22 protein-coding genes are annotated in these 24,255 nt (G+C 72.6%); 11 read left to right on the top strand and 11 right to left on the bottom strand.

Annotation, left to right across the window (positions count from 1 at the left end; genetic code table 11):
* Positions 1-110: 110 nt before the first annotated feature.
* The 4 genes from CHR28_RS14495 (at position 111) to CHR28_RS14480 (ending at position 5,115) form a co-directional block, all read left to right on the top strand.
* A complete protein-coding gene (locus CHR28_RS14495; protein ID WP_094054030.1) occupies positions 111-2,837 on the top strand; it encodes a bifunctional acetate--CoA ligase family protein/GNAT family N-acetyltransferase in 2,727 nt (908 codons plus the stop codon).
* Positions 2,838-2,872: 35 nt separating this feature from the next.
* Positions 2,873-3,385, top strand: a complete 513-nt coding sequence (locus CHR28_RS14490; protein ID WP_094054029.1) for a flavodoxin domain-containing protein — start codon at positions 2,873-2,875, stop codon at positions 3,383-3,385.
* Positions 3,386-3,582: 197 nt separating this feature from the next.
* On the top strand, positions 3,583-4,206 hold the full coding sequence (locus tag CHR28_RS14485; protein ID WP_094054028.1) for a DoxX family membrane protein: 624 nt from the start codon (positions 3,583-3,585) through the stop codon (positions 4,204-4,206).
* Between the two features lie 216 nt (positions 4,207-4,422).
* A complete protein-coding gene (locus CHR28_RS14480) occupies positions 4,423-5,115 on the top strand; it encodes a response regulator (protein ID WP_094054027.1) in 693 nt (230 codons plus the stop codon).
* 104 nt (positions 5,116-5,219) lie between these two features.
* Here the strand turns inward: CHR28_RS14480 and CHR28_RS14475 are convergent, their stop codons facing one another.
* The 3 genes from CHR28_RS14475 to CHR28_RS14465 all read right to left on the bottom strand — a co-directional run bounded on the left by CHR28_RS14475 (position 5,220) and on the right by CHR28_RS14465 (position 8,774).
* Positions 5,220-6,158, bottom strand: a complete 939-nt coding sequence (locus CHR28_RS14475) for a penicillin-insensitive murein endopeptidase (protein ID WP_094054026.1) — start codon at positions 6,156-6,158, stop codon at positions 5,220-5,222.
* Positions 6,159-6,168: 10 nt separating this feature from the next.
* On the bottom strand, positions 6,169-7,977 hold the full coding sequence (locus CHR28_RS14470) for a glycoside hydrolase domain-containing protein (protein ID WP_094054025.1): 1,809 nt from the start codon (positions 7,975-7,977) through the stop codon (positions 6,169-6,171).
* A gap of 62 nt (positions 7,978-8,039) precedes the next feature.
* Complete coding sequence (locus tag CHR28_RS14465) at positions 8,040-8,774, bottom strand: D-Ala-D-Ala carboxypeptidase family metallohydrolase (RefSeq protein ID WP_094054024.1); 735 nt, start codon at positions 8,772-8,774, stop codon at positions 8,040-8,042.
* A gap of 401 nt (positions 8,775-9,175) precedes the next feature.
* Here CHR28_RS14465 and CHR28_RS14460 point away from each other — a divergent pair, with 401 nt between their 5' ends.
* On the top strand, positions 9,176-10,702 hold the full coding sequence (locus tag CHR28_RS14460) for an NHL domain-containing protein (protein WP_094054023.1): 1,527 nt from the start codon (positions 9,176-9,178) through the stop codon (positions 10,700-10,702).
* A 50-nt stretch (positions 10,703-10,752) separates the two neighbouring features.
* Here CHR28_RS14460 and CHR28_RS14455 read toward each other — a convergent pair whose 3' ends face one another.
* Both CHR28_RS14455 and CHR28_RS14450 read right to left on the bottom strand, forming a co-directional pair.
* A complete protein-coding gene (locus CHR28_RS14455) occupies positions 10,753-11,241 on the bottom strand; it encodes a hypothetical protein (RefSeq protein ID WP_094054022.1) in 489 nt (162 codons plus the stop codon).
* Positions 11,242-11,274: 33 nt separating this feature from the next.
* Positions 11,275-12,372 (bottom strand): hypothetical protein, encoded by a 1,098-nt coding sequence (locus tag CHR28_RS14450; protein WP_094054021.1) that lies wholly within the window; start codon positions 12,370-12,372, stop codon positions 11,275-11,277.
* Between the two features lie 279 nt (positions 12,373-12,651).
* Here CHR28_RS14450 and CHR28_RS14445 point away from each other — a divergent pair, with 279 nt between their 5' ends.
* A complete protein-coding gene (locus CHR28_RS14445; RefSeq protein ID WP_094054020.1) occupies positions 12,652-13,386 on the top strand; it encodes a hypothetical protein in 735 nt (244 codons plus the stop codon).
* Between the two features lie 64 nt (positions 13,387-13,450).
* Positions 13,451-15,274, top strand: a complete 1,824-nt coding sequence (locus CHR28_RS14440) for an FG-GAP-like repeat-containing protein (RefSeq protein ID WP_094054019.1) — start codon at positions 13,451-13,453, stop codon at positions 15,272-15,274.
* A 93-nt stretch (positions 15,275-15,367) separates the two neighbouring features.
* Here the strand turns inward: CHR28_RS14440 and CHR28_RS14435 are convergent, their stop codons facing one another.
* Together CHR28_RS14435 and CHR28_RS14430 are read right to left on the bottom strand one after the other, a co-directional pair.
* Positions 15,368-16,603, bottom strand: coding sequence for a serine hydrolase domain-containing protein (locus CHR28_RS14435; protein ID WP_094054018.1), 1,236 nt, complete (start codon positions 16,601-16,603; stop codon positions 15,368-15,370).
* A 123-nt stretch (positions 16,604-16,726) separates the two neighbouring features.
* Positions 16,727-17,902, bottom strand: coding sequence for a spore photoproduct lyase family protein (locus tag CHR28_RS14430; protein WP_094054017.1), 1,176 nt, complete (start codon positions 17,900-17,902; stop codon positions 16,727-16,729).
* A 175-nt stretch (positions 17,903-18,077) separates the two neighbouring features.
* Here CHR28_RS14430 and CHR28_RS14425 point away from each other — a divergent pair, with 175 nt between their 5' ends.
* Positions 18,078-18,254, top strand: a complete 177-nt coding sequence (locus tag CHR28_RS14425; RefSeq protein WP_094054016.1) for a hypothetical protein — start codon at positions 18,078-18,080, stop codon at positions 18,252-18,254.
* Between the two features lie 37 nt (positions 18,255-18,291).
* Here the strand turns inward: CHR28_RS14425 and CHR28_RS14420 are convergent, their stop codons facing one another.
* From CHR28_RS14420 to CHR28_RS14410, 3 genes are all read right to left on the bottom strand, one after another.
* The gene (locus CHR28_RS14420; protein ID WP_094054015.1) at positions 18,292-18,981 is read right to left on the bottom strand and encodes a hypothetical protein; all 690 of its coding nucleotides are present in this window, start codon (positions 18,979-18,981) and stop codon (positions 18,292-18,294) included.
* A gap of 233 nt (positions 18,982-19,214) precedes the next feature.
* On the bottom strand, positions 19,215-19,991 hold the full coding sequence (locus CHR28_RS14415; protein ID WP_094054014.1) for an SDR family oxidoreductase: 777 nt from the start codon (positions 19,989-19,991) through the stop codon (positions 19,215-19,217).
* Between the two features lie 121 nt (positions 19,992-20,112).
* Positions 20,113-20,952, bottom strand: coding sequence for an SDR family NAD(P)-dependent oxidoreductase (locus CHR28_RS14410; RefSeq protein WP_094054013.1), 840 nt, complete (start codon positions 20,950-20,952; stop codon positions 20,113-20,115).
* A 163-nt stretch (positions 20,953-21,115) separates the two neighbouring features.
* On the opposite strand from CHR28_RS14410, the gene CHR28_RS14405 reads away from it, so the two are divergent.
* A complete protein-coding gene (locus tag CHR28_RS14405; RefSeq protein WP_094054012.1) occupies positions 21,116-21,391 on the top strand; it encodes an Atu4866 domain-containing protein in 276 nt (91 codons plus the stop codon).
* 203 nt (positions 21,392-21,594) lie between these two features.
* Positions 21,595-21,912 (top strand): GNAT family N-acetyltransferase, encoded by a 318-nt coding sequence (locus CHR28_RS14400; RefSeq protein ID WP_094054011.1) that lies wholly within the window; start codon positions 21,595-21,597, stop codon positions 21,910-21,912.
* 16 nt (positions 21,913-21,928) lie between these two features.
* On the opposite strand, the gene CHR28_RS14395 is transcribed toward CHR28_RS14400, so the two are convergent.
* A complete protein-coding gene (locus CHR28_RS14395; protein WP_094054010.1) occupies positions 21,929-22,789 on the bottom strand; it encodes a helix-turn-helix transcriptional regulator in 861 nt (286 codons plus the stop codon).
* A 204-nt stretch (positions 22,790-22,993) separates the two neighbouring features.
* On the opposite strand from CHR28_RS14395, the gene CHR28_RS14385 reads away from it, so the two are divergent.
* Positions 22,994-23,854 carry a helix-turn-helix domain-containing protein gene (locus CHR28_RS14385; protein ID WP_094054009.1) on the top strand — a complete coding sequence of 287 codons (861 nt, stop codon included), beginning with the start codon at positions 22,994-22,996 and terminating at the stop codon, positions 23,852-23,854.
* Positions 23,855-24,255 lie beyond the last annotated feature (401 nt).

Raw genomic sequence — 24,255 nt, 5'->3', positions numbered from 1 at the left:
GGCGGCACCCCGGGCCGATCGGCCCTCGAGTCGACCCCGACAGCCCCTGGGACCGCCTCGCCGTCCGCCGGATGCTCGACGTGAGAAGAGTTTGGGAGGAGAGCCCCGCGATGACGCGCGACGTGACCGACCGGCCCCCCGTCCACGCCCTGCTCGCGGACGGCACCACCGTGTGCATCCGTCCCGTGCTGCCGGGCGACCACGACCGGGTGGAGGGCCTGTACGCGAGGATGTCCCCGGAGAACCTGCGCAGGAGGTTCTTCTCCGTGAGCCCCCGGTCCGCGCGGTCGGCCGCCGACCGGGCCTGCGCCCCGGCCCGCCCCGGTTACCGGGCGCTGCTCGCCGAGACCCAGGGCCACGTCATCGGAGTCGCCGAGTACGACACCGGGAACGAGAAGAAGGCCGCCGCCGGGGACGGGCAGGAGAACACCGCCGAGGTCTCCGTCGCCGTAGCCGACGGACTGCACCACCGCGGGGTCGGCACCCTGCTCGTCGAACACCTCGTCTCCGCGGCCCGCGGGGACGGCATCACGGCCTTCACGGCCGACGCGCTCAGTGAGAACCACGAGGTGCTCCGGCTCTTCGCCGACCTCGGCCTGCCCACCCGCCGCCGCTTCGAGGGCCCGGAGGTGCGCTGCACCATCGCCCTCGACCAGAGCGACAGCTACCTCACGGCCGTCGAGGAACGCGGCCGGCGCGCCGACGTCGCCAGCCTGACGCCGCTGCTGCGTCCCGAGGCCGTCGCCGTCGTAGGAGCCGGCCGTTCCCCCGGCTCGGTGGGGCGGGCGATCCTGCACCGGATCCGGGCGGGCGGCTACACCGGACGCCTGTTCGCCGTGCACCCGGCCGCGCACGCGATCCTCGGCGTGCCGTCCCACACCTCGGTCGATGCCCTCCCCACGACCCCCGACCTCGCCGTGCTGGCCGTGCCCGCCGCAGCGGTCCCGGACGCCGCCGAGGAGTGCGGCAAGGCGGGGGTACGCGCCCTGCTCGTCGTCACCTCGGGCCTCGACGCCGACCAGGCGCACGCCCTGCTGGCCGCCTGCCGCGCGCACGGCATGCGGCTCGTCGGACCCGACTGCCTCGGCCTCGCCCACACCGCCCCCGAGCTCCGGCTCGACGCCACCTTCGCCGCAGGGCGTCCCCGCCCCGGCACCGCGGGCGTCGCCGTGCAGTCCGGCGGCGTCGGCATCGCCCTGCTCGACGGGCTGTCCCGGCTCGGCATCGGCGTGTCCTCCTTCGCCTCCCTCGGCGACAAGCACGACGTCAGCGGCAACGACATGCTCCAGTGGTGGGAGAGCGACGGCCGCACCGACCTCGCCCTGCTGCACCTGGAGTCCTTCGGCAACCCGCGTGCCTTCTCCCGCACGGCCCGCCGGGTGACCCGCCGCATGCCGGTGCTCACCGTCGACGCCGGGCGCACCGACGCGGGCCGGCGCGCCGCCGCCTCGCACACCGCGGCCGCCGCCACCCCGACGATGACCCGCGGCGCGCTGTTCACGCAGGCCGGCATCACCGCGACCCACTCGGTCGGAGAGCTGCTGGAGACCGCCGCGCTGCTGCACGCGCAGCCGCTGCCCGCGGGCCGCCGCGTCGCCATCGTCACCAACGCGGGCGGCGCGGGCGTCCTGGCCGCCGACGCCTGCGCCGAAGCGGGACTGACCCTGCCGCCCTTCCCACCGGAGCTGGTCGCCGACCTGCTCGCCGTGCTGCCCGGGGGCGCGGCCGCCGGCAACCCGGTCGACACCACCGCCACCGTCTCGGAAGGACAGCTCGCGGACTGCCTGGACAGGATCGCGCGGTACGGCGGCGTCGACGCCGTCCTCGTGGTCCTGGTCCCCACAGCGGTCGCCGCGGCGACCGGCGACGACCTCGTACGGGCTCTCACCCACCCCTCCCGCGGCCGGACGGCCGGCAGGCCCATGGCCGTGGTGCGCCTCGAACAGGGCCTGCCCGTGCGGCTGTTGCCCGCCGCCGAAGGCGCCGCCGTCCCCTCGTACGCCGAACCCCAGGCGGCGGCACGGGCGCTGGCCCACGCCGTACGCCGCGCCGCCTGGCTCGCGCGGCCCGCCGGAACCGTGCCCGCGCTCGACGACATCGAGACGCAGCGCGCCCACCGGGTCGTCGCCGGCCACCTCGCCGCTCACCCCGACGGCGGCTGGCTCGACCCGCGCACCTGCGCCGACCTGCTGGCCTGCTACAGCATCCCGCAACTGCCCTGGGCCTGGGCCGAGACCGAGGACGACGCCGTCCTGGCCGCCGACCGGCTGCGCGGCATGGACGGCCGGGTGGTCATGAAGGCCCACTGGCCCGGCCAGGTGCACAAGAGCCGGCAGGGCGCGGTCCACCTCGACCTGCGCGGCGACACCGAGATCCGACGCGCCTTCCGCGACCTGCACGACCGCTTCGCCGGGCTGATGACCGGTGTCGTGCTGCAGCCGCTCGCCGCCCGCGGCACCGAACTCCTCGCGGGCGTCGCCCAGGACCGGATCTTCGGCCCGCTCGTGCTGTTCGGGCTCGGCGGAACCGCCACGGAGGTGCTGGCCGACCACGCGGCCCGGCTGGCCCCGCTCACCGACCACGACGTGCACGACCTGATCACGGCACCGCGCTGCGCCCCGCTCCTGTTCGGTGCCGACGGCAGCGGCCCCGTCGACCTGGAAGGACTGGAGCAGCTGCTGCTCCGGCTGTCGCGGATGGCGTCCGACCTGCCGCAGCTCGCCGAGGCCGACTTCGACCCCGTACTCGCGACACCGGGCGGCGTCAGCGTGCTGGACGCGCGGATCCGCCTGATGCCGTCCCGGCCCCACGACCCCTATCTGCGCCGGCTCCGCTGACCAGGAGCGGGAGCGAACGAGAGGAGGCGGACCTCATGCCCGGACGTGTGCTGGTCGCCTACGGAACGACGAACGGATCGACCGCGCAGATCGCCGAGGCCATCGCCGAGGTCCTGCGCGAGGACGGGGCGGCGGCCGAGGCCCTCCCGGCCCCGTCGGTGGAGAGCGTGGCGCCGTACGACGCCGTGGTGGTCGGGGGCGGACTGTACGCCGGGCGCTGGCACAAGGACGCCCGCCGCTTCGTCCGCCGCCACCGCCGCGCCCTGGCCGAACGCCCGCTGTGGCTGTTCAGCAGCGGCCCGCTGGACCCCTCCGCCTCGGAGCGGGACATCCCGCCCGTGCCCGGAGTGAGGAAGACCATGGTGCGCCTCGACGCCAGGGAGCACGTCACCTTCGGCGGCCGCCTGGAGGAGGGCGCGAAGGGGTGGGTCGCGAGGATGATCGTCCGCTCCGGCAAGGGCGGGGACTTCCGCGACTTCACGGCGATCGAGGCATGGGCGGCGCGGATCGCCGCGGAGCTGGCGACGGCCGCACCCGGAAGGAGCTGAACCCTGGAGGCGGTTGATCCCGCGGACCTGCCGGGCGAGGGGGTGCCGTCAAGTCCCGGCGCGGAGAGGGCCGTTCGGCCCGGTGCCCGGGCCGTGCAGCCCCTCCGGCGGCCGTGCGCCCCGCGAGACAGTGAAGGCGCACCGGAGGAAGCGCCCATCCGGCAGCACGTCGAAGCCCTCGAAAGGGATGAACCGCCATGACAGTTCACGACCACCCGCACCGGCACCCCGCACTCCGGCTCCCCTCCCCGCGCCGCACCGGGACGGCACCCGCGACCGCCGAGCCGACGACCCCGGCGACGACCGCGACCGGGGCGTACGTGTCCGCCGGGCTCCGGCTCCTCATGGGGTTCGTGTTCCTGTGGGCGTTCCTGGACAAGACGTTCGGCCTCGGCTACGCCACCCCGTCCGGCAAGGGCTGGACCGACGGCGGCTCGCCGACCCGGGGCTTCCTCGGCGCAGTCGCCGTCGGGCCCCTGGAGGCCGCCTTCCACGACTGGGCCGGGGCTCCCTGGGCCGACTGGCTGTTCATGCTCGGACTGCTCGGCATCGGCGTGGCCCTGACCCTGGGCATCGGCCTGCGGCCGGCCGCCTTCGCCGGCACCGTGATGATGGCGCTGATGTGGATCGCCGAGTGGCCACCCGCCCGGCACCTGTCCGACGGGACGCCGAGCATGTCGACCAACCCGTTCGCCGACTACCACCTCGTCTACGCCGTCGTCCTGATCGCGCTCGCGGCGGTGGGCGCAGGCGCCACCTGGGGGCTGGGCAGGGCCTGGGCACGGCTGCCCTTCGTCGGCCGCAACCGCTGGCTGCTCTGAGGTCCCGGCGGCCCGGACGTCCGCAGTCCGCCCCGGGGCCGGTGGGACGCGCCGCGAACGGGTACCCGGGCCATGCGGGGCGTGGAGGAATCGGGGCCGGTCGGCCCTGGCCCTCCGGCCCCGGATCGCGCAAGATCTGCGGTAGGAGGGACCGGAAGCCGCCCGGGGGGCGGGAGCCGGTGCAGGATGCGGACAACGCGGAACGAGGAGCATGTGATGGCGGACGGCGAGAAGCCCGGCCCCGACCACCCGATCCGGGTCTTCCTGCTGGACGACCACGAGGTGGTACGGCGCGGGGTGCACGACCTGCTCAACGACGAACCGGACATCACCGTCGTCGGCGAGGCCGCCAATGCCGAGCAGGCCCTCGTGCGGGTGCCGGCCCTGCGCCCGCACGTCGCGGTGCTCGACGTGCGGCTGCCCGACGGCGACGGTGTGTCCGTGTGCCGGGAACTGCGGTCCCGGATGCCGGACCTGGCCTGTCTGATGCTGACCTCCTTCGACGACGAGGAGGCCCTGCTGGACTCGATCATGGCCGGTGCGTCGGGGTACGTGCTCAAGCAGATCCAGGGCTCGGACCTGGTCTCCGCGGTCCGTACGGTGGCCGCCGGGCAGTCCCTGCTCGACCCGAGTGCCACGGCCAGGCTCATGGCCCGGCTGCGCCAGACGCAGGAGCCGGAGCCGGAGCCCGACGCGCTGCCCGGCCTGACCGACCGGGAGCGGGAGATCCTGGCCCTCATCGGGGAGGGCCTCACCAACCGGCAGATCGGCCAGCGGCTCTACCTCGCCGAGAAGACGGTGAAGAACCACATCTCCCGGCTGCTGGCCAAGCTCGGGGTCGAGCGCCGCATCCAGGCCGCGGTCATCGCCACCCAGGCCCGGGACCGGCTGGAGCAGGAAGGCCGCTGACCGGCCCCGGGCATCCAGGCCCGGTGAGGGCCCTGCCGACGTACCGGCGCGCACGGGCCGTGCGCGTGCGCCGGCAGGCCGCGCGAGCGCCGGGCTCGCGCCGTCTACCGGTAGCGGATGTGCAGGTGGTTGTCGTGGTTGGGGTAACTCGACGTCAGGCCTTCCGAGATGAGCTGCGGGTCGTTGAAGTAGATCAGCTCGACGTGGCCGGGGGCCTTCGCGCGGATCTCCTGGACGAGGCGGCGGGTGGCCGCGCGGTCGTACGTCGCCGACTGCCAGGTGATGCGGCCCGCGGTGCACTGCGCCGAGTCGGTGCGGACGGGCCACACGTCGATGTCCAGGCCGACCTCGTGGCTGGCGTGGCCGGGGATGTCCCCGCCGTGCTCGAAGCCCGCGTCCCCGACCGGCAGGGGACCGTTCCCGGTGCCCGCGAAGGCGGCCGCGGCCGCTTCGAGCTGGCCGACGGCGCCCGCTGTCGCCCAGTGCGCATTCGCGTTGCCGTCGGGGCTCTGCGCGCACATCGTGCCCGGGCCGAAGTCGATCTTCTCGTAGTGCCACAGCAGGTTCTTCCAGGTGGCCGGTCCGACGACGCCGTCCGCGCCGAGCCCGGCGTGTGACTGGAAGGCGCGGACCGCCGTCTGCGTGGCGGGACCGAACGCCCCGTCCGCCGAGAGCCCGGCCGACCGCTTGGCGTCGAGCAGCGTCTGGACGGCCCGCACCGCGGGCCCGCTGTCGCCCTGCCGTACGGTGACGGCGAGCGCGTCCCAGGTGGCGGGGCCGACGATGCCGTCGGCGGTGAGCCCCTCGGCCTGCTGGAACGCGACGACGGCGCTGTGGGTGCCGGAGCCGAAGACGCCGTCCACGGTCACCGGGCGGCCGTGCGCGGCCAGCAGGTGCTGCAGGGCGAGGACGTCGGAGCCCCGGTTGCCGTTGCTCGTGAGGGGGAACGCGGCCTGTGGGAAGGCCTGCGCGGGCAGGCCCGCCCCGAGGAGGAGGGCGGCCACCGCCGCGAACAGCGCGATGACACGGCCGAGTTGTCTCATGATGCCTCTCTCACCTTCCTGACTGGAGGGCGCCCCAGGTGGCGGAGCCGACGACGCCGTCGTTCACCAGCCCGCGGGTGGACTGGTAGTCGCGCACGGCCTGTGTGGTGCCCGGGCCGAAGACGCCGTCGATGCTCACCGTCCGGGCGAGCGCGGCGGTCAGCGCGCGTTGCAGACGGGTGACGGTCTCGCCCGTCGCGCCTTCCCGGAGGGTCGGCGCGGTCCCGTGCGACAGCAGCGCGGTCCAGGTCCTGGCGCCGATGACACCGTCCGACGCGAGCCCCACGCCGGACTGGAAGTTCCCGGCGGCGGTGGCGGTGCCCGGGCCGAAGATCCCGTCCGGGGCACCCGGGTCGTGACCGGCGGCCCGCAGCAGGCACTGGGCCGCCGTGACCAGGGGGCCGGTCGACCCGCTCCGGATGGTGCCGTAGGCGGTGAAGTCGAGGTTCACCGCGCCGCAGCCGGGCTGCGGGGCGGGGCCGGTGCCCACGTCGAGGTAGTCGCGGTCGATGGTGATCGTGTGACCGCCGTAGGACTCGGTGACCTCGCCCGCGTACTGGTGGATGCGCTGGTGGCCGGACCAGTGGGTGGACGGCACGTACGGACCGGTGGCGGTGTCGGCGGCGCCGTTCCACCAGGCGTAGAAGATGTGGTCGACCCGGGTGTAGGCGCTGTTGTCGTACTCCTCGGCCGCGTCCCTGATGCCGGAGGCGGCACTGGAGTAGAACCCGGACAGGTAACCGCCGCTGTGCAGCCGCTCGGTCCAGCCGGACAGGTACGACAGGACGGCGGCCTTGCAGGAGGCGGTCGAGGTGTACGCCTCGATGTCGCTGTAGAGCGCGCTGCCCGCCGGGATGCCGAGGTTCGCCGCCGCGGTGAGGGCGTCGGATGCCGCCGCGACGCCCTGCGACCTGGCCGTGGCCGGGTCGGCGGACATCCGCAACGAGTAGCCGGTGCACGGCGCTTGGCGGCCGACGTCGATGGGGATCAGGTGCCAGCCCTTGCCGGTCTGCTCGGCCACCCAGGTCGCGGTCAGGTTCGGCTGGGCACAGCCCCGGAACGAACCGCTGATGTAGACCCCGACCGCGCGGTACGGCGAGCCGGACCGCCAGGCGTCCATGGCGGCTTGCGAGGGCGCGGTGCAGGCGTCGAAGCCCTTGCCGAGGTAGGTGCCCGGTTGCGGCCCGGCCGCGACCGGGGCGACCGGCGCCGTGTGCTGTCCGGTGTGGGGGAGTTCGGTCCGCGGGAGTTCGGTGCGGGGGAGTTCGGTGTGGGGGAGCGCGGTGCGCGGGAGCTCGGTGTGCCGGGCGTCCGGCGTCAGTTCGGCCGAGGCGAGAACGTCACGGACGAGGCTCTCGGTCCCCGGCGTGTGGGCGGCGGTGACGAGGACCCCGGCGTCCTCGACCGCCACCCGGAGGGAGCCGTCGCGGGACGCCCCGGGCGCAGCGGTGGCCTTCCCGCGCGGCGCCCGCGCGATCGCTCCCGTCGCCCGGCCGGCGGAGCGAGCCGTGATCGGCTCGACGACGAGGCCCGCCGTACGGCCGACGACCCGGGCCGGGCAGTCGTTCCCGTCGCCCGGCTCGCCCAGGTACACGGCGGGCGTGTCGAAGCGCGGACAGGCACGCGGATGCTCGGCCAGATCGACCACCCGCCAGTCGGCGGGCACCTGGAGGCGGTAGCCGTGGTAGGCGACGGTCCGGCGGTCCCCGGGCGCGGAATCCGCCGCCGCGGGCCCGGGTACGGCCAGGGCGCCCATGCCTGCGAGCAGTGCCAGCAGGGCCGTTCCGGCGCGGGCGCGCCGGAGGGGACGGGACGACATCGGAGCACTCCTCGTCGGTGTGGGGAGAGCGAGGCAGGGCGGCGGTGCGGGGGAGCCGTCGGTCAGATGCCGCAGGTGGGTGCGGACCAGGAGCGGCTGGTGCGCCCGTCGACGTGGGTGTGGTCGTCGTGGCCGGGGTAGCCCGGGCCGAAGATCCCGCCGAAGCCGTGCGTGCGGGCCTGCTGCGCGAGCCGGCAGAGCGTCGGATTGCCGACCAGGTCGGCGGCGTCCCCGTACAGGTGGCGGCTGTTGGAGGCGCCGCCCACCGCGCTGTTGCAGGAGTACGAGCGGAATCCGCTGGTCACCACGAGCGGGGTGTCACCCAACGCGCGCCGCATGGCCTCCAGCTTCCACATGGTGCGCAGGGCGTTGGACTTGGCCGTCGCCGCGCTGACCGCACCGCCGGACCAGGTGGAGTTGCACTTGTTCAGCTCGGCGTAGGTGAAGTGGATCGGCGTGCAGTCCGGGTCCTGCAGCGCGTAGATCTTGCTGAACGTCGAGGGACCGGCGACACCGTCCGCGGCGAGCCCGTACGCCTGCTGGAACTTGGCGACGGCGGCCTTGGTCCGCGCGCCGAACTGCCCGTCGAAGGAGAGGATCTCGCCGGAGGTGACGTGTCCGGCCACCCGGATCTGCAACTCCGTCACGTCGGAGCCGGACGTGCCCTCGGACAGGGTGCGGTTCCACGTGTAGCACTCGTCGGCCTGGGCCGGGCCGGCCGTGGCCAGCACACCACCCGTAGCGGCAGCCATGGCCATGACAACCGACAGGAGTACTCGGACCGTACGTCGCAGCATTGCGCCTCCGCCTCAATTCCGGTTCCCCGCAAGGGGATCGAGCCGAGTGTGGCGCCGTGACGGCGACGCTGTCCACACCGTCACCATGTGCCACAGGCCCAGACCTGTGGCACATCACGGCGAAGCCGCATGGGCGCTCGGGTCAGGGCGCCCGGCCGGTGGCCTGCCCTCAAGGGGCCCGGACGGCCTGACCCGTGTGAGCGAGTCCCTTCAAGTCATCCGGCGGACCGGTGGCTTGGTGCAAAGGGCGAGGACGGGGCGCATCGCTCCCTCCCCAAACATCTCCTTTCCGACGGTTGGATGGGTTCGGGAAGCGTCCGCGCTGTTTGTCCGCCCTGCCGGGCCGACCAGCCTTACTCGTGACGGACATCAACCGATGACCGGCCGGTGAAAGGACGACGATGAGCACTGCCCAGGCGGCAGCCGCAGACGGTGAGCACTCCGACCCTCCGATCCACACGGTCGCGGGGACCGGGGTCGCCGGGTTCAAGGGAGACGACGAGCCGGCTGTGGCCGCACAGTTGAACCGCCCGTACGGGGTCGCGGTGGACAGCGCGGGAACCCTGTACTTCTCCGACTACAACAACCACCGGGTCCGCAGGATCACGACGGACGGGAAGATCAGCACGGTCGCCGGTACGGGTGCCGCGGGCTTCTCGGGGGACAACGGCCCGGCCGTCTCCGCCCAGTTGAACTGCCCGCGTGACGTGGCGGTGGACAGCGCGGGCGCCGTCTACGTGGTGGACGCCAACAACCACCGGATCCGGAGGATCGCGCCGGACGGGAAGATCAGCACGGTCGCCGGTACGGGTGCCGCGGGCTTCGGCGGTGACGGCGGCCCCGCCGGCACTGCACGGCTGAACCTCCCGCTGGCGGTCACGGTCGACAGCACGGGCGCGCTCTACATCGCCGAGTACCACAACAACCGCGTCCGGAAGATCACCGCCGACGGCACCATCAGCACGGTCGCGGGAACCGGGGCCGTCGGCTCCGGCGGGGACGGTGGCCCGGCGGTCTCGGCACAGCTCAACCGCCCGCACGGCCTCGCGCTGGACGCCGCGGGCGACCTGTACATCAGCGACGGTGAGAACCACCGGGTCAGGAAGGTCTCGGCGGACGGGACGATCAGCACGGTGGCCGGTACGGGTGCCGCCGGTTTCGCGGGTGACGGCGGCCCGGCCGTCTCGGCCCGGCTCAACTACCCGTTGGGGCTGGTGGTGGACAGCACCGGCGCCCTCTACGTCTCCGACCTCCGCAACCACCGGGTCAGGAAGGTCTCGGCGGACGGGACGATCAGCACCGTGGCCGGTACGGGTTCAGCCGGTTTCGCGGGTGACGGCGGCCCGGCCGCCGCGGCCCAGCTGAACCACCCCTACGCACTCGCCCTGGACTGCGTCGACACCCTGTACATCGCCGACCACGTCAACAACCGGGTGCGCAAGGTCGCGTCGCCGAGGACGGCCGGGATGCCCGACTCGGGCACCGTGGTCACCTGGTCCAACGTCCGCAGCCGGCTGCGCATGGGCGTCTCGCGCGAGTCCACCAGGGACGGGGCCGAGATCCACCAGACCCTCCCGGCTCCCCGGGACCACCAGCGGTGGCGGCTGATCGCCGCGGGCCGGGACGACGGCGACATCCTGTACCGCATCGAGAACGTCCGCAGCGGCAAGGTCCTGGAGGTCGTCGGGGCGCAGGAGAGGGCCGGCGCGGTGGTCGCACAGCGCGCCTACGAAGGAGTCGACGCACACCACCAGCAGTGGAGGCTCATCCCGGTGGGCCCGGTGACCGACACCCCACGGGTGTACGAGATCGCGAACCGCAACAGCGGTCTGCTGCTGCGCGTGGAGTCCAACGCCCGTACGGTGATCAAGCAGGACGCCGCGGAGGGCGACCACCGGGACCGGCAGTGGCAGCTGCTCCCCGTCTGACCCACGAAGGGGCAGGGGCGACTTCGCCCCTGCCCCTTCAGGGTCCGGTGCTACTGGGAAGCGGGCGGGTCCTCCGAGGCCGGCTTGGCGGCCTTGGGTGCTTCCGGGGCCTTGGGGGGCCGGGTGTAGTCGCTCTTCCTCGGCCTGTCCGCCAGGTCCTCGTCCTTCTGGAGGCCGCTGTGCTCCGTCACCGTCGTGCTCGACTCCCGCATGCCGGCCGCCGCCGCCGAGGAGACCGAGCCGGGATTCCCGGCGTATTCGGCCTGCGTGCCGGCGGAGGCCTGGGTGGCCCGGATGAAGGAGCCGAGGAAGCCCAGCACGGCCCGCGCTTCGGGCGACTGCTCCTGCACGACCTTCGCGCGGTCGGAGGCCCCGTGGATCGCGTTGTCGAACAGGCTCGTGCTCGTGTCGTCGTACGTGTCGTCCTCGGCGTCCTCGAAGTCGACGCCCGCGCCCGGCTGCGGTTTGGCGCCGTCGGTGGTCACCGAGAAGATCCCGGCCCCCTCGCCGGCGAAGCCGAAGACGTTGTCGAACACCATGATCCTCACCCCTTGTCGTCGACACCCTTGCGTTCAGGGCTGCTTGTACAGCGCTCGCCCGCTGTCGGTCAGGCTCTCGCCGTCGAACATCGTGTGGTGGACCTCCAGGGCGGAGACGACCTCGGCCAGCCCTGTCATGCGGAAGCCCCCGCCGGCCAGGTCGAGGTCGCCGATGTCGCGCGCGACCAGCTGGTCCAGGCCGGGAAGGTCGCCGGGTTGGGGAGGCGACAGGACGGCCACCGGCGCGTCGTACTTCACCGCGATCAGCCCGGAGAAGGTCACCGGGATCTCGTAGGAGTACTGCTTGCGGGTGCGCCGCTGCGTGACGATCGTCTCGACGCGGGAACCCGGCGGGACCTGCCCGGAGATCTGCGACTTCGAGGCCCAGCTGGTGGTGAGGGAACCACCGACGGAGGCCGAGATGCCCAGCAGCAGCTGCGCGTGGAGCGTCGCGGTCCCGGTGGCGCTGCCCTGGGTCGTGAACGCCACGGAATGCGCCATCGTGTTCGCGGAGGAATTCGTCGTGGAGTTGGCCGAGGACGACTCGGTGGTGTGGGCCTTGTCGACTCCGACGCTGTCCTTGCTGTTCTTGTTGGTGACGGTGCTCGCGTCCTTGTGCGCCACGTCGTTCTTGAGCTGCGTCTGCAGCTGGCTCTGCAGATCCATCTTCAGCTGGTTCTGGAGCTGGAGCTGCAGTTGTGCGCTGACGCTGCCGCCGAAAGTGAGCTTGGCCTCCCCCTGGAGCGACCACGTCACGCCGTTCGACACGGTGAAATCGACCGAGTCGGTGAAGTTCATCGGAGACGTCTGGCTGCGGTTGACGTAGGCGCGTGAGGAGAACGTGTCGGGCGGGGGCTGGCTGATGTTGCGCCGTTCCTCGATCAGGGGCTCGCCGAGGTTCATGTAGGCGAGCCAGCCCAGCCGGGACGCGCTGCCGGGGAAGGCGCCGAAGCTCGACTTGTTCACGGAGAAGCCGACGGGCTTGTGCCGCACACCGTAGTCGTCGACGTAGACCAGGTTGGGGTGGTCCAGGATGGTCCGCCAGTTCTGCTCGATGCCGAGCTCCCGCAGGTTCTTCTTCGTCAGCGGCTGGCGTTTGGTGAATCCCAGGTTGTACGCGTTGGAAGACATTTCCCGTCCTCGACTGGTGGCCGAATTCAGCTCGGTGAAATGCAAAAAGAATCAGCGCGGTTGCTTGCAGAGTGAAATTAGCACGGGTTCCGTCAAGCCGGAAGACGCCGTCACGCTATGCGCTCAATCGAGTGACAAAGGCTTGACGGGCCTCCCAACTCGCCGCGAACGAAGGTAACTTGGGCCATCGCCTATTCGTTCAGGAAATCGTTCCGACCGAATGCGGCACGGAAAGTCCTGCGCTTTGTTCTCCCCATTCGAGACAGGTGAGGTTTCGCGATGTACACCCAAGAACGCACGGCCACGGCGAACCTGGTGGTCGGCGGCCCGGTGGCGGTGAACAGCTACGACAACGCCATCGTGGCGGCCCTGGTCGAGAACCGGCCGGTCATGCTCGTCCACGCCTTCAACGGCGGCTACCTGCGGCCCGTCGAGCTCAAGGCGGAGAGCCACGACAAGGGGGTCAAGCTGGCCACCGCGCTCGACCCGGCGACCAAGGACGCGCAGGGCCACCTCTGGCACCTCACCCCGGCCGGCTTCTTCGGGCAGCGCCCGCTGTACTTCATCGAGAGCGCCGCGGGCCAGGTGGCGCCCCCACCCGCACCTGCCGCCACGGCCACGGCTGCCGTGGCCGACGGCGGACGCGGTGACGACGGCGCACCCAAGCCGCAGCGCCGGCGCATCGCCGTCCATCAGGACGCCCCCAAGAGCACCGCCGACACGGTCCAGGTCGGCCTCCCCGACAAGGTCGGTGACAAGTGGCGCGGCAGGAACGGAGCGATCGAGGACACCCAGCTCTGGGTCGTCACGGTGACGCCGTGGGGCGGGATCACCTTCGTGCCGATCACCCACCCGGACGCCATCCTCGGCTTCAAGGACCACGCCGTGACGGCGGACAGCGAGGTGCGTCTGATCTACAACTGGGGCGGGGACTTCACCGGGACGGTCATCAACACGTTCTACCCACGGCTGCCCAACGAGTGGAACGTCCCGTACCACCACGTCTTCACGTGATCCGCGGCCGCCGCGGCACCCCCGTCCCGAGCCGACACCCCGACCGCCCGGAAGAGGCACCACGATGCCCGTTCCCACGGAAGAACTGAAGCTGGAGATCGTCAACGCCGCGACGGGCAGGCGCCTGTGCGCCGAGGCCGCGGCGAACGCGGACAGCGCGCTCGTCGTCCGCGACCTGCCCCCGTCAGGCCCGCACCCGGAGCAGTGGCACCTCGCCCCCCTGCCGGACGGACAGGCCTACGTCATCCGCAGCGCCGCCGGCGGCAGGGTGCTGGACAACCCCGCCGCGGCCGACCGAGGCATCCGCCGGAGGGACGCCGCCGCCGGCCGCAAGAGCCAGCAGTGGCACATCGTCCCGGCCGACGGCGAAGCGGGCCTCTACTTCATCGAGACCGCGACCGACGGAACCGTGCTCGACCTCGCCGACCCCGCCGAACGCGAGACACGGGTCGTCCTGCGCGCCTACGACGACAGCGCGGAGAGCCAGCGCTGGCGGTTCGTCCCGGCCGAACCGGAGCGCACCGGCGACCCGGTACTGCGCTGGGCACCGCTGAGCCACTGGAACAGCCGCCGCTCCTGGCGGCTGGCCCGTTCGACCGCGCTGCGGCCGGCGCCCGGCACCACCCCCTCCTTCAGCGACATGCTGCTGGTGCTCGCCCGGTTCGGCGGCGACCGGGACGCCGGCGGCTGGAAGAGCGACGGGGCCGGCCGCCCTCCCGGCGGGCCACCGGACCGGTGGGCCGGTGCCGGTGCGCGGTTCCTCGCCGACACCACCGGCACGGGGCGGACGGACATCGTGGGCATCAAACCCGCGACCGGCGCCGTGACCTCCACCGGCGGAGGCGACGGCACGTTCGAGGACGAAGAACGCGCCCTGCACCAGGGGGCGTCCTCCCCGAACCCGGCAGACCTGTGGACCCTCGCGGACACCACGGGCGACGGCCGTCCCGATGTCGTCGTACTCGCCGCCGACGGAGTCCGGATTTCCACCCAGGACGAGGCCGGGGCGTTCACACCCGTGGGAGGCAAGCTGGTCCTCAAGGCCTTCGGGCACGGCCCGCAGGCCGGCGGGTGGCACGCCGACAGGCACCTCCGCTTCCTCGCCGACACCACGGGGAACGGCAGGCTCGACCTCGTGGGCTGCCATGACGACGGCGTCCGCATCTCGCTCCGGAACGAGGACGGCACGTTCACCCCGCTCGCCGACGAACCCGCCCTGCGGGCGTTCGGCCACGACGAGAAGGCGGGCGGCTGGCTCGTCGGCAGGCATCCCCGCTTCCTCGCCGACACCACGGGGGACGGCAGGCTCGACCTCGTGGGCTGCCACGACGACGGCGTCTGGGTCTCGCTCCAGGACGCGGACGGCACGTTCGCCGACCCGCTGTACGTCCTCGACGACTTCGGGGTCGACCAGGGGTGGAGCTCGGACCGGGAGCACCCCCGGTACCTGGCCGGGACGACGCCGGACGGGACGGCGGACATCGTCGGATTCGGCCCGCAGGGCGTCGTCGTCGCGCGCGGGCGCGGCGACGGCACGTTCGAGCCCGCGCGGCTCGTCCTGAACGACTTCGGACTCGCCCAGGGATGGACGGGCGAGAGGCATCTCCGTCTCCTCGCCGACGTCACCGGCGACGGCACCCCGGATGTGGTCGGCTTCGGTGACACCGGGGTCTGGGTGTCGCACAACCGCGGTGACGGACGCTTCGACCAGGCCCGGCTGGTGTGCCGCGGGTTCGGGTACGACGAGGACGCGGGCGGCTGGAGGGTCGACCGCCACCCGCGCTTCCTCGCCGATGTCACCGGTGACGGGCGCCTCGACATCGTCGGCTTCGGCGGCCCGGGCGTGTACGTGGCCCGTAACCTCTTCCGCCGCTTCATGACCGGGTAGGCGTCCGCGCACCTCCCCGTCCGCACCCTGACACGACCGGCGGCGCGCCCGGACCTCTCCCGGTCCGGGCGCGCCGCCGACTCCGGTGTCCGCTCAGCGCCGGCGTCCGCCGAGCAGCGTGCACACCGCGTTCTCCTCGAACGCGCGGAGCCTGTCCAGCAGCGCGGGGTCGAGTGTCCTGTTGACCTGCGTGGTGAGCGAGACGGTGAGGGACTTGCGGCCGTCGGGCGTCGCGGCGATCAGCTGGGTGTAGCCGGGGAAGTTCCCGGTGTGGCCGAGCACGGTCCCGCAGCGCGTGTCGTAGCGGAAGATGCCGAGCCCCGCCCTGTTGCGGCCGGGACCGGCCGGCTCGGATGCCCCCTCGATCCAGCGGCGCTGCTCGCGCAGGACGGCTTTCGACGTCAGCCGGCCCGCGGCGTAGCCACGGATGAAACGCGTCATGTCACGGGGGGTGGAGACGATCCCGCCCGAGGCCCACACCCCCGACGCGCTGAGCGCCTCGCTGACGTCCTCCGGCGGCGCGGGCGGCTCGACGGCGTACCCGTGCATGTACGGCTCGGGCATCTCGTACCCCAGGGGCAGGCTGGTGTCGCGCAGGCCGAGCGGCCGGTAGACGATCCGCTCCAGGAGGTGCTCGTACGGCCACTGGGTCGCGGCCTCCGCCATCAGCGCGACGGCGATGTTGTCGGAGTTGGAGTACCTGTACTGCGACCCGGGGCGGAAGCGCAGCGGTTCGTCCGCGACGAAGTCCAGCAGCCGGCGAGGGTCGAAGGTGCGGCGCGGATCCTCCTGCAGCAGTGCCACGAACTCGGGGTCCTCGCTGTAGTCGGGCAGGCCGCTGGTGTGGTTCAGCAACTGCCCCAGGGTGACCGACCGCCAGGCCCGGGGCAGCCGGGGCAGGGTGCGCCCGATGGTGCTGTCCAGGCGGAGCACGCCCTCCTCCACCAGGCGCAGGGCCACGGCGCCGCTGAAGGCCTTTGCCGTACTGGCGATCCGCATGTGGTCGGTGGGCTCGATCGGCCGGCCGGTCTCCAGGTCGGCGACGCCGGCGCGCACCACACGAGGCGCGCCGCCCCGTTGCAGGACGACGATCGCACCCGGCGGCCCGCCGGGCGTGGCGACCAGCGCTTCGAGCTGCCGCCGCAGGGCGCGCTCGCCCTCGCCGCCGGACCCGCCCGCGGCGGCGCCTGCCGCCGGGGCATGGAGCAGCCCGCCGAGGCAGGAGGCCCCGAGGAGGGCGACCAGGGACAGACGCAGGCGCAGACGGGAACGGGGCGGGGCACCGTCACGCAGACGGGTCCGCGGGCGGGGAGGAGGCATGAGCGGCATGAGGATCCCGGGAGGTTCGACGGGCGGGCAGGGCCTCCTCAGCATCGGCGGGACCTTGCGCCCGCGCTCGGCGAACATGCCCCATCCGGGCGCACGGCAGGGGGCGGCAGCCGTTTTCGGTGCTCAGAAGGCGTAGCGGACCCGCAGCCACGGCGCGTGCCGGTCGATCAGCGCGCACAGGGTGTGGACCGCCTCGGCCTTGATCCCGTTGCGGTAGCGGACGTTCAGGGCGCCGTTCTCGGAGCGCTTGGCCTGCTGGAGCTCCGGCCGCCACAGGACCTCCTCGGCCCGGGGGTGCCAGCCGAGGTTGACCTCGTGCAGCTCCTGGTTGTGCGTGAGCATGATCACCTCCGCGGCGGCCTGCTCCTTCACTCGCCGGGGCAGGACGTCGTCCAGGTGCGTGAGCAGCTCCGTCCAGGCCTCCTGCCAGCCGGGGCGGACGACCACGGGGGAGAGGTTGAAGTGCACCTCGTACCCCGCGTCCAGGAAGTCCGCCGCGGCGCCGATCCGCTCGGCCACGGGCGAGGTGCGCACGTCGAGCAGCCGGGCGTCGTCCGCAGGCATCACCGAGAACCGGATACGGGTGCGGCCCCGCGGGTCCAGGGCCAGCAGGTCGGGATTGACGAACTTGGTCGCGAACGACGCCTTGGCCGTCGGCCACTGCCGGAAGGCGTTCACCAGATCCGCGGTGTTGTCGCAGATCAGGGCGTCGACCGAGCAGTCGCCGTTCTCACCGATGTCGTACACCCACGCCTCGGGGTCGCACTGGTTCGGCTCGGGCTTGCGCCCCTGACGCGCCACGTGCCGGCCCACGTGGGCGATGATCCGGTCGATGTTGGTGAAGACGGTGACGGGGTTGGCGTACCCCTTGCGCCGCGGCACGTAGCAGTAGGCGCAGGACATGGCGCAGCCGTTGGAGGCGCCCGGAGCGATCCAGTCGGCCGACCGGCCGTTGGGGCGCGTGGTGAGGGTCTTCTTCTCGCCCAGGACCAGGGTCTCGCCCTTGACGCGCACCCAGCGGTCCACGTTGCCCTCGTTGCCGTGCAGCCCGGGAATGCGCCAGTGGGAGTCCACCATGATCATCCGCGCGTCCGGGAACCGGGCCCGGATCTGCCTGCCGCGCGGGGACGCGGCAGCCGCGGGCTCGGCGTGGATCTCCCGCACGGGCAGCAGCCGGCGGGCCGCCGCGGAGGTGCGGAAGGAGGGACGCAGGCCGGTCTCCGCAGGCTCGGGACCGAGGGCGTCGAGCCCGAACAGCGCGTCGGAGTCGTCGTCCGGGACGCCGGACGGGTGGTGCATGGGTGCTCCTGGACGGAGGGGTGCGGCGGGGCCGAGGGAGCCCCGGCACCCAACTGTACGGGGCACGCATCACCGCCGCGTCCCGGCAGGCCGGGCCGGGCGTGAGGGGAACCGCCGGGGGCATACGCGGGGAAGCACCCCTCGGCAGACACCACCTCACCCATGGAGGCACCCAGTGCTGGGCATCATCGCGGCGGTCCTGTTCTTCCTCGCCTTCCTCATCAACGCGGCGGAGATCTCCACGAACGACGTCTTCACCTCGACCAACGTCATGCTGATCGGTCTCGCGCTGCTTGCCCTGCACGCGGCGGGGGTCGGCAGCGGCTGGGCCGCCCGGGGCCGCCGGCGCTGACCGGCCCGAGGGCAGGGGCCGGTCAGTCCCCGCGCCGTCAGTCGTCCGTGCCCTCGGACGGCGCCTCGGTGCCGGGCGTGGCCGCCGCCTGGTCGGCGGGCGCGGAGTAGAAGACGGACCGGCCCTGCTTGGAGCGCTCGGCCTGGCTCTTGGCCACGAGTCCTTCCAGCGTGACGCGGACGACCTTCGCGGAGACGCCGCGCTCGGGGTGGGCCTGGCCGAGCGCGGTGGAGATCTCCGCGGCGGAGCGCGGTTCCTTCTGCTCGGCGAGATGACGCCGGATGAGCTCGACGAGCGTGGGCTCGGCCGTCTTGGCGGTCGCTGCCTTGGCGGTGCCTGTCGTGGCGGTGCCTGTCTTGGCCGTCTTGGCGGTGGTCGTCTTCTTGGCGACGGGCTTCCTCGCCGTCTTCTTCGCCGGACCGGCCGTGGACTTGCGGGCCTTGCGCTGTCCGCCGGCCGCCGCGCCGGCCTTCTTGCGTCGCGGTGCGGGCACCGTCGCACTCGTGGACTCGGCCCCGGACGCCACCGCCGCCTGCGTGATGCCGAGCGCCTGCTGCATGCTCACCAGGACGCCGTGGTCGTGCTGCAGGGACGCGAGCTGCTCCTGCAGCGAGGCGATCTCCGCGCTGATGCGTTCCTGCTCCTTGACGTTGGCTTCCAGGTCGCCGGAGACCTGGGCGATGTACTGCGATGCCAGTTCCGTGGTGGCCGTTGTCGTCTCGGGCATGGTGCTGTCCTTTCCTCGGCGTGGGAGGCGTACGGCGGGTGACACCTGTCGCCAGGGCCGTGAGACGCCTTGGTGTAGGCATGGTACGGATGGGCGAGGCGGATTGTTCCCGCCATGTTGTCTCCTCCGCCGGGCGCGCGACGCGGCGTGTCATGGGACAACAGGCAGCACAGGGCAGGTGAATCGGCCTGGCGGCTTGTGAATCCGGTGGATTGACGGCCCGTCAGACGACGCTAGACAGCCTGGGCGGTGGGCAGGACGGTGATCTCCGTGAGGTTGACGTGCCGGGGTACGGCCGCCATGAAGGCGACGGTCTCGGCGATGTCGGCGCCCTGGAGGACGTCGATGTCGCGGATGAGGCCGGCCATCAGCTTCGAGGCGTCCGGATCGGTGACGTGGTCGGGCAGTTCGGTGTCGACCATGCCCGGTTCGATGGTGGCGACGCGGACCATCCTGGGGCCCAGCTCGACGCGGAGCAGCCTGGTGAGGTGGCTGATGTAGGCCTTGGTGCCCGAGTAGACGGAGAACTTCTCCAGGATGCGGGTGGCTGCGATGGAGGAGGTGTTCACGAGGTCGGCGGGCCCGCCCTCGGCGGCGGATGCGGTGAGGTGGGGGAGGAAGGCGGCGATGACGTTCATCAGGCCGGTGATGTTGAGGTCGATCTGGCGCTGCCAGTCGTCGACCTTGAGTTCCTCGATGCCGGAGATGAGCTGGACGCCGGCGTTGTTGAAGACGAGGTCGGCCCGGCCGAGACGGTCGGCGACCTGCCGGGCGGCTGCCGTGACGGCCTCGCGGTCGGTGACGTCGACGGCCACGGCGAGCGCGGTGCCGCCGGCGGCCTCGATGTCCCGCACGAGGGCGTCGAGACGGTCCTTGCGGCGGGCCAGGACCGCCACGGAGGCGCCCAGTTCGGCGAGACGGCGGGCGGTCACCGCGCCCATGCCGCTGGAGGCGCCGGAGACGACGGCCACGCGGCCGGCCAGGGGAGTACCGGTGAGGAGTGCGGACATGAGGAAATCTCGGATTCGTGTGAGTCGCTGTGCAGGGGAGACGGGCCCGGGCCGGGGCGGGACCGAGACGGGGTCCGCCCGGCCGGCCCGGTGCCTGGGGCGGGTGTGCCGGTCGCGCGTGTCAGGCGGCGTCGTCGTGGGCCGTGGCCGCGGACTTCTCGCGCCAGGGCTCCAGGTCGTCGCGGATCTGCCGGATCTTGACCTCGAGGCGTTCGAGGGTGTCACGGCCCAGGTAGAGGTGGGTGGGCAGCTTGTGTCCCGAGGCGACCTCGACGATGAGGGCCGCGCCCTTGACCGGGTCGCCGAGCTGGGCGTGGTTGGCCTGGCCGATCCAGTCGAGGGTCACGTGCGCCGGGGTGCCGTCGTAGTCCGCGATGCGGTCCGCGGCCACCGACAGGGAGCTGGAGTCGAGGAAGTCGGTGCGGAACACGCCGGGTTCGACCACCATGGACTGGATGCCGAACGGTGCCATCTCGGCCGACAGGGCCTCGCTGATGCCCGCGACGGCGAACTTGGACGCCGAGTACAGGCTGACACCCGGTTCGCCCTCGAAGCCCGAGCGGGAGCCGATGTGCACCAGCTTGCCGGAGCCCTGCCTGCGCATGACGGGCAGAACGGTACGCGTGACGTTGACGAGGCCGAAGACGTTCAGGTCGAACAGGGAACGCGCCTCGGCGTCGGTGATCTCCTCCAGGGCGCCGAGCAGGCCCCGGCCGGCGTTGTTCACCAGGACGTCGATCCCGCCGAAACGGTCCACCGCCGCCTGGACCGCGCGCGGAATGCCGTCGTTGTCGGTGACGTCCAGCGCGACCGGGAACACGGTGTCGGACGGCTTCAGATCGTCGGGCACACGCTGCGGATCACGTACGGCGACCACCACCTTGTGTCCGGCGGACCGTGCGGCACGAGCGATCTCCGCCCCGATGCCACGAGAGGCGCCGGTCACGAACCAGATAGCCATGGGACATGCCTTTCCTTGTGCTTCCCCGGGTGGGGATTTCCGCTTGCGGCGTCGAGTCTGGGCGGGCGCCGTCACGGCATGAAGGCCACGCTTGTCCTGGGTGTGCGACTCCCAGGAACGCCCCGGCCTGGCCGGTCCGCCGCCCGTCGGCGAGCGTTGAGGCATGGACACCGACACACCTCACCCCTTCGTCGGCATGTGGGTCACCGCCGACGGCCACATCCGCCAGGAACTGCTCCCCGACGGCCGCTACGACGAGGCCCGGGGCGGGCGCAGGAGCGCCTACACCGGCCGCTACACCGTCACCGGCAACCACATCGACTACGTCGACGACACCGGTTTCACCGCCACCGGCGACGTTCGTGACGGCGTGCTCTACCACGAGCACCTCGTCCTCTACCGCGAAGGCGACACCCCGGAGGCGGCCCGACATGCATGAGTCAGGTCCGGCGTGCGGGAGACGGCACCCGCGCTCGGCGGACCGCGCGTGAGGGGCAATGGCCGTCCAGGCTCACCCGCGCCGCCCGGGGCGGCCGAACGCCATGGGCGACCGTCGCCGATGTGCCCCGGGCATCGCCGAGCACAGTCGCAGCCGCCCGCCCTCGCTCACGGGGCAGGGGCCGCCCAGGAACGGAGACATCCATGGCGGGTGCCAAGTCCGACGTCACCATCGTCCGGGACGACGACAACAAACGCCTAGAGGCCCATGTGGACGGGAAGCTCGCGGGGATCGCCGAGTACATCCCGGCCAAGCAGGTGATCGCCTTCGTCCACACCGAGGTGGAGCCCGCCTACGAGGGCCGCGGTGTGGGGTCGGCGCTGGCCAGGGCGGCGCTGGACATGGCCGGGGAAGCGGACACCAAGTTCCTCGCCGTGTGCCCCTTCATAGCCGGCTGGGCCGCCCGGCACCCCGAGTACGAGCCGTGGAACTACCGGCCGACCAGCCGGGTCGTGGACTGAGCCGGCCCGGGGCTCGTCACCGGCACGCTCCGCCGTGCCGGTGAGGGGCGGCTACCGGAGGCATGGCCATGATCCGGAGCTCCTCGAAGGCGGCTGCCGTCGGACTCGCCGGTTCGGCCTGGTAGACGACCAGTTGCTGATGCGGAGCGCCGTTGACGGTGAACGCCGCGAACCTGATGTGCAGGTCGCCCACCTCGGGGTGCCTGAGGTGCTTGCTCTCCTGCGACTTGCCCTTGACCTCGTGCAACCGCCAGAGTGCCGCGAACTCCTCACTGGCGTCGCACAGTTCCCCGACCACGGCGGTGATCCGCTCCGCCTTGGGATCGTGGCCCCAGGCGGCCCTCAGCTCGGCGACGCAGGAGCGGGCCGCCCGTTCCCACTCCTGGTAGAAGGCGCGGCCCGCGGGATCGAGGAAGACCATCCGGGCGAGGTTGTCGAACCGCTCGAACCCACGGTGCAGCGCTGTGGCCAGGGAGTTCCCCGCCAGGACGTCGAGGGCGGGCCCGAGGACGAACGCCGGGGTGTGCTCCCAGCCGTCCATCAGCTCCAGCAGCTGCCCGCTGACCTGATCCCGGCCGCCCCGGTCGCGCGGACGCCGGGACGAGGCGAGGCAGAGCCGGTTCAGATGGTCGGTGGCCGCCGCGTCCAGTCGCAACGCCTGCGCCACCGCTTCGACGACCTGCGGGGACGGGCTGCTCTCCCGTCCCTGTTCGAGCCTGACGTAGTAGTCGGAGCTGACCCCGGCCAGGAGTGCGACTTCCTCCCTGCGCAGCCCGGGCACCCTCCTGCGGCCGTGCTCGGGCAGACCGACGTCGTGCGGCTTCAGGGCCTCTCGACGGGCTCGGAGGAAATCACCCAGGGGTGTCCCATTGCTCATGCCACCAGGCTAGACGTGTTCCGGCCGCCGAGGAGGTGGGGGAGAGCGACGATCCTGGGTGCGATGCACCCCCTCTCGGCCGGTCCTCACCAGGCCTGTCCGCCCTAGCCTCGACCTATGGACGACTCGCACCCCGACACGGACACGGGTACGGACACGAGCACGGACGCCGGCACGGGCACAGGCACCGGCATCGGCACCGGCATGGAGACAGGCAGCACAGGCACCGGCACGGGCACAGGACTGGGCCGGTTTCTCCGCTCCCGCCGGGCGCGTCTCAGTCCTGCGGACGTGGGCATCAGCAGCCACGGCCGTCGCAGGGTGCCCGGTCTCCGGCGGGACGAGGTGGCCGCCCTGGCGGGCGTCAGCACGAGCTACTACGCGCGGCTGGAGCAGGAACGCGAGGCCAGTCCTTCACGCCGGGTCCTGGACGCGGTGGCGCGTGCCCTGCGGCTCGGCGAGCAGGACACCCGCCGTCTGCACGGCCTGGCGGCGCCGGCCGGCCGCCGGACCAAGGCCCCGGCACGGGTGGAACGCGTCGCCCCCCACCTGCGGGAGCTGATCGACAGCTGGACGGGGACACCTGCCTTCGTCATCGGACACGCCCAGGACATCCTGGCCACCAACGCCCTGGCCGACGCGCTGTACGCGGACTTCGACCGGTGCGACAACGTACTGCGCATGCTGTTCCTGGATCCGGCGGCCAGGACGTTCCACCGCGACACCGAGCGCGCCAAGTACCGTGCGGTTTCCGACTTGCGGCAGACGGCCGCGGCCACACCGGACGACCCCCGCGTCCTCCACCTTGTGGGCGAACTGTCCGTCCGCAGCGGTGAGTTCCGCTCACTGTGGGCGCGTGACCACCTCCCGGTCCCGCCGTACGAGGTGCAGCGGATGTACCACTTGGCGGTGGGGGCGCTGGAGTTGCGGCACGAGGCCTTCGCCGTCCGCAGCGCGCCGGGGCAGCAACTCGTGGTCCTCCAGGCCGAGCCCGGCTCGCCTTCCGCCGACGCCCTCGCCCTGCTGGGATCCCTCGGCGCCCGGGGCCGCGCCACGGACACCTGAGCGGCGGGGCGAACCGGTTCAAGGGTGACGCCGTCTTCCCTGAGGAATTGTCCCTGCCGCACGACGAGACTCCTCCGGAGACCAGACCATGAACGCACGACGCCGCTCCGCGCCCGTTCCGCTTCGACCCCTGCTGCCGGTACTGCGAACCGGGGCGGGCACGGGATGTAGGAAAGAGCCGGTGAGCAGGGCGAAGAGCCGCCGTGAGGGGCCTGCGCCGATTCCCGTAGGGTGAGGCCGGCCGGCGAGTCGGCACGCGGCGGCCCCCGCACCAGCACCCGGCACCGAGCCTGCGACGCGTCTCGGCGACGCGTGCCGCAGAACGCCCCAGGCACTGCCTCACGGCCTCCCTTCCGTCGGCGTACGGACGGCCCGCCCGTGCCAGGGCCCGACCTTCGAGA

The sequence above is a fragment of the Streptomyces sp. XY006 genome (assembly GCF_002237655.1).
Taxonomy (GTDB): domain Bacteria; phylum Actinomycetota; class Actinomycetes; order Streptomycetales; family Streptomycetaceae; genus Streptomyces; species Streptomyces levis.
Note: the sequence above shows the minus strand (reverse complement) of the source record. Positions and strands in the feature narration are given on the sequence as shown.

Excerpts from the sequence above, each read along its gene's own strand:
- CHR28_RS14410 (WP_094054013.1), bottom strand. The coding sequence starts at position 20,952 with ATGGCTATCTGGTTCGTGACCGGCGCCTCTCGTGGCATCGGGGCGGAG.
- CHR28_RS14445 (WP_094054020.1), top strand. The coding sequence starts at position 12,652 with ATGTACACCCAAGAACGCACGGCCACGGCGAACCTGGTGGTCGGCGGC.
- CHR28_RS14455 (WP_094054022.1), bottom strand. The coding sequence starts at position 11,241 with ATGGTGTTCGACAACGTCTTCGGCTTCGCCGGCGAGGGGGCCGGGATC.
- CHR28_RS14475 (WP_094054026.1), bottom strand. The coding sequence starts at position 6,158 with ATGAGACAACTCGGCCGTGTCATCGCGCTGTTCGCGGCGGTGGCCGCC.
- CHR28_RS14440 (WP_094054019.1), top strand. The coding sequence starts at position 13,451 with ATGCCCGTTCCCACGGAAGAACTGAAGCTGGAGATCGTCAACGCCGCG.
- CHR28_RS14395 (WP_094054010.1), bottom strand. The coding sequence starts at position 22,789 with ATGAGCAATGGGACACCCCTGGGTGATTTCCTCCGAGCCCGTCGAGAG.
- CHR28_RS14405 (WP_094054012.1), top strand. The coding sequence starts at position 21,116 with ATGGACACCGACACACCTCACCCCTTCGTCGGCATGTGGGTCACCGCC.
- CHR28_RS14430 (WP_094054017.1), bottom strand. The coding sequence starts at position 17,902 with ATGCACCACCCGTCCGGCGTCCCGGACGACGACTCCGACGCGCTGTTC.
- CHR28_RS14480 (WP_094054027.1), top strand. The coding sequence starts at position 4,423 with ATGGCGGACGGCGAGAAGCCCGGCCCCGACCACCCGATCCGGGTCTTC.
- CHR28_RS14460 (WP_094054023.1), top strand. The coding sequence starts at position 9,176 with ATGAGCACTGCCCAGGCGGCAGCCGCAGACGGTGAGCACTCCGACCCT.
- CHR28_RS14485 (WP_094054028.1), top strand. The coding sequence starts at position 3,583 with ATGACAGTTCACGACCACCCGCACCGGCACCCCGCACTCCGGCTCCCC.
- CHR28_RS14435 (WP_094054018.1), bottom strand. The coding sequence starts at position 16,603 with ATGCCGCTCATGCCTCCTCCCCGCCCGCGGACCCGTCTGCGTGACGGT.
- CHR28_RS14415 (WP_094054014.1), bottom strand. The coding sequence starts at position 19,991 with ATGTCCGCACTCCTCACCGGTACTCCCCTGGCCGGCCGCGTGGCCGTC.
- CHR28_RS14450 (WP_094054021.1), bottom strand. The coding sequence starts at position 12,372 with ATGTCTTCCAACGCGTACAACCTGGGATTCACCAAACGCCAGCCGCTG.
- CHR28_RS14495 (WP_094054030.1), top strand. The coding sequence starts at position 111 with ATGACGCGCGACGTGACCGACCGGCCCCCCGTCCACGCCCTGCTCGCG.
- CHR28_RS14490 (WP_094054029.1), top strand. The coding sequence starts at position 2,873 with ATGCCCGGACGTGTGCTGGTCGCCTACGGAACGACGAACGGATCGACC.
- CHR28_RS14400 (WP_094054011.1), top strand. The coding sequence starts at position 21,595 with ATGGCGGGTGCCAAGTCCGACGTCACCATCGTCCGGGACGACGACAAC.
- CHR28_RS14385 (WP_094054009.1), top strand. The coding sequence starts at position 22,994 with ATGGAGACAGGCAGCACAGGCACCGGCACGGGCACAGGACTGGGCCGG.
- CHR28_RS14470 (WP_094054025.1), bottom strand. The coding sequence starts at position 7,977 with ATGTCGTCCCGTCCCCTCCGGCGCGCCCGCGCCGGAACGGCCCTGCTG.
- CHR28_RS14420 (WP_094054015.1), bottom strand. The coding sequence starts at position 18,981 with ATGCCCGAGACGACAACGGCCACCACGGAACTGGCATCGCAGTACATC.
- CHR28_RS14465 (WP_094054024.1), bottom strand. The coding sequence starts at position 8,774 with ATGCTGCGACGTACGGTCCGAGTACTCCTGTCGGTTGTCATGGCCATG.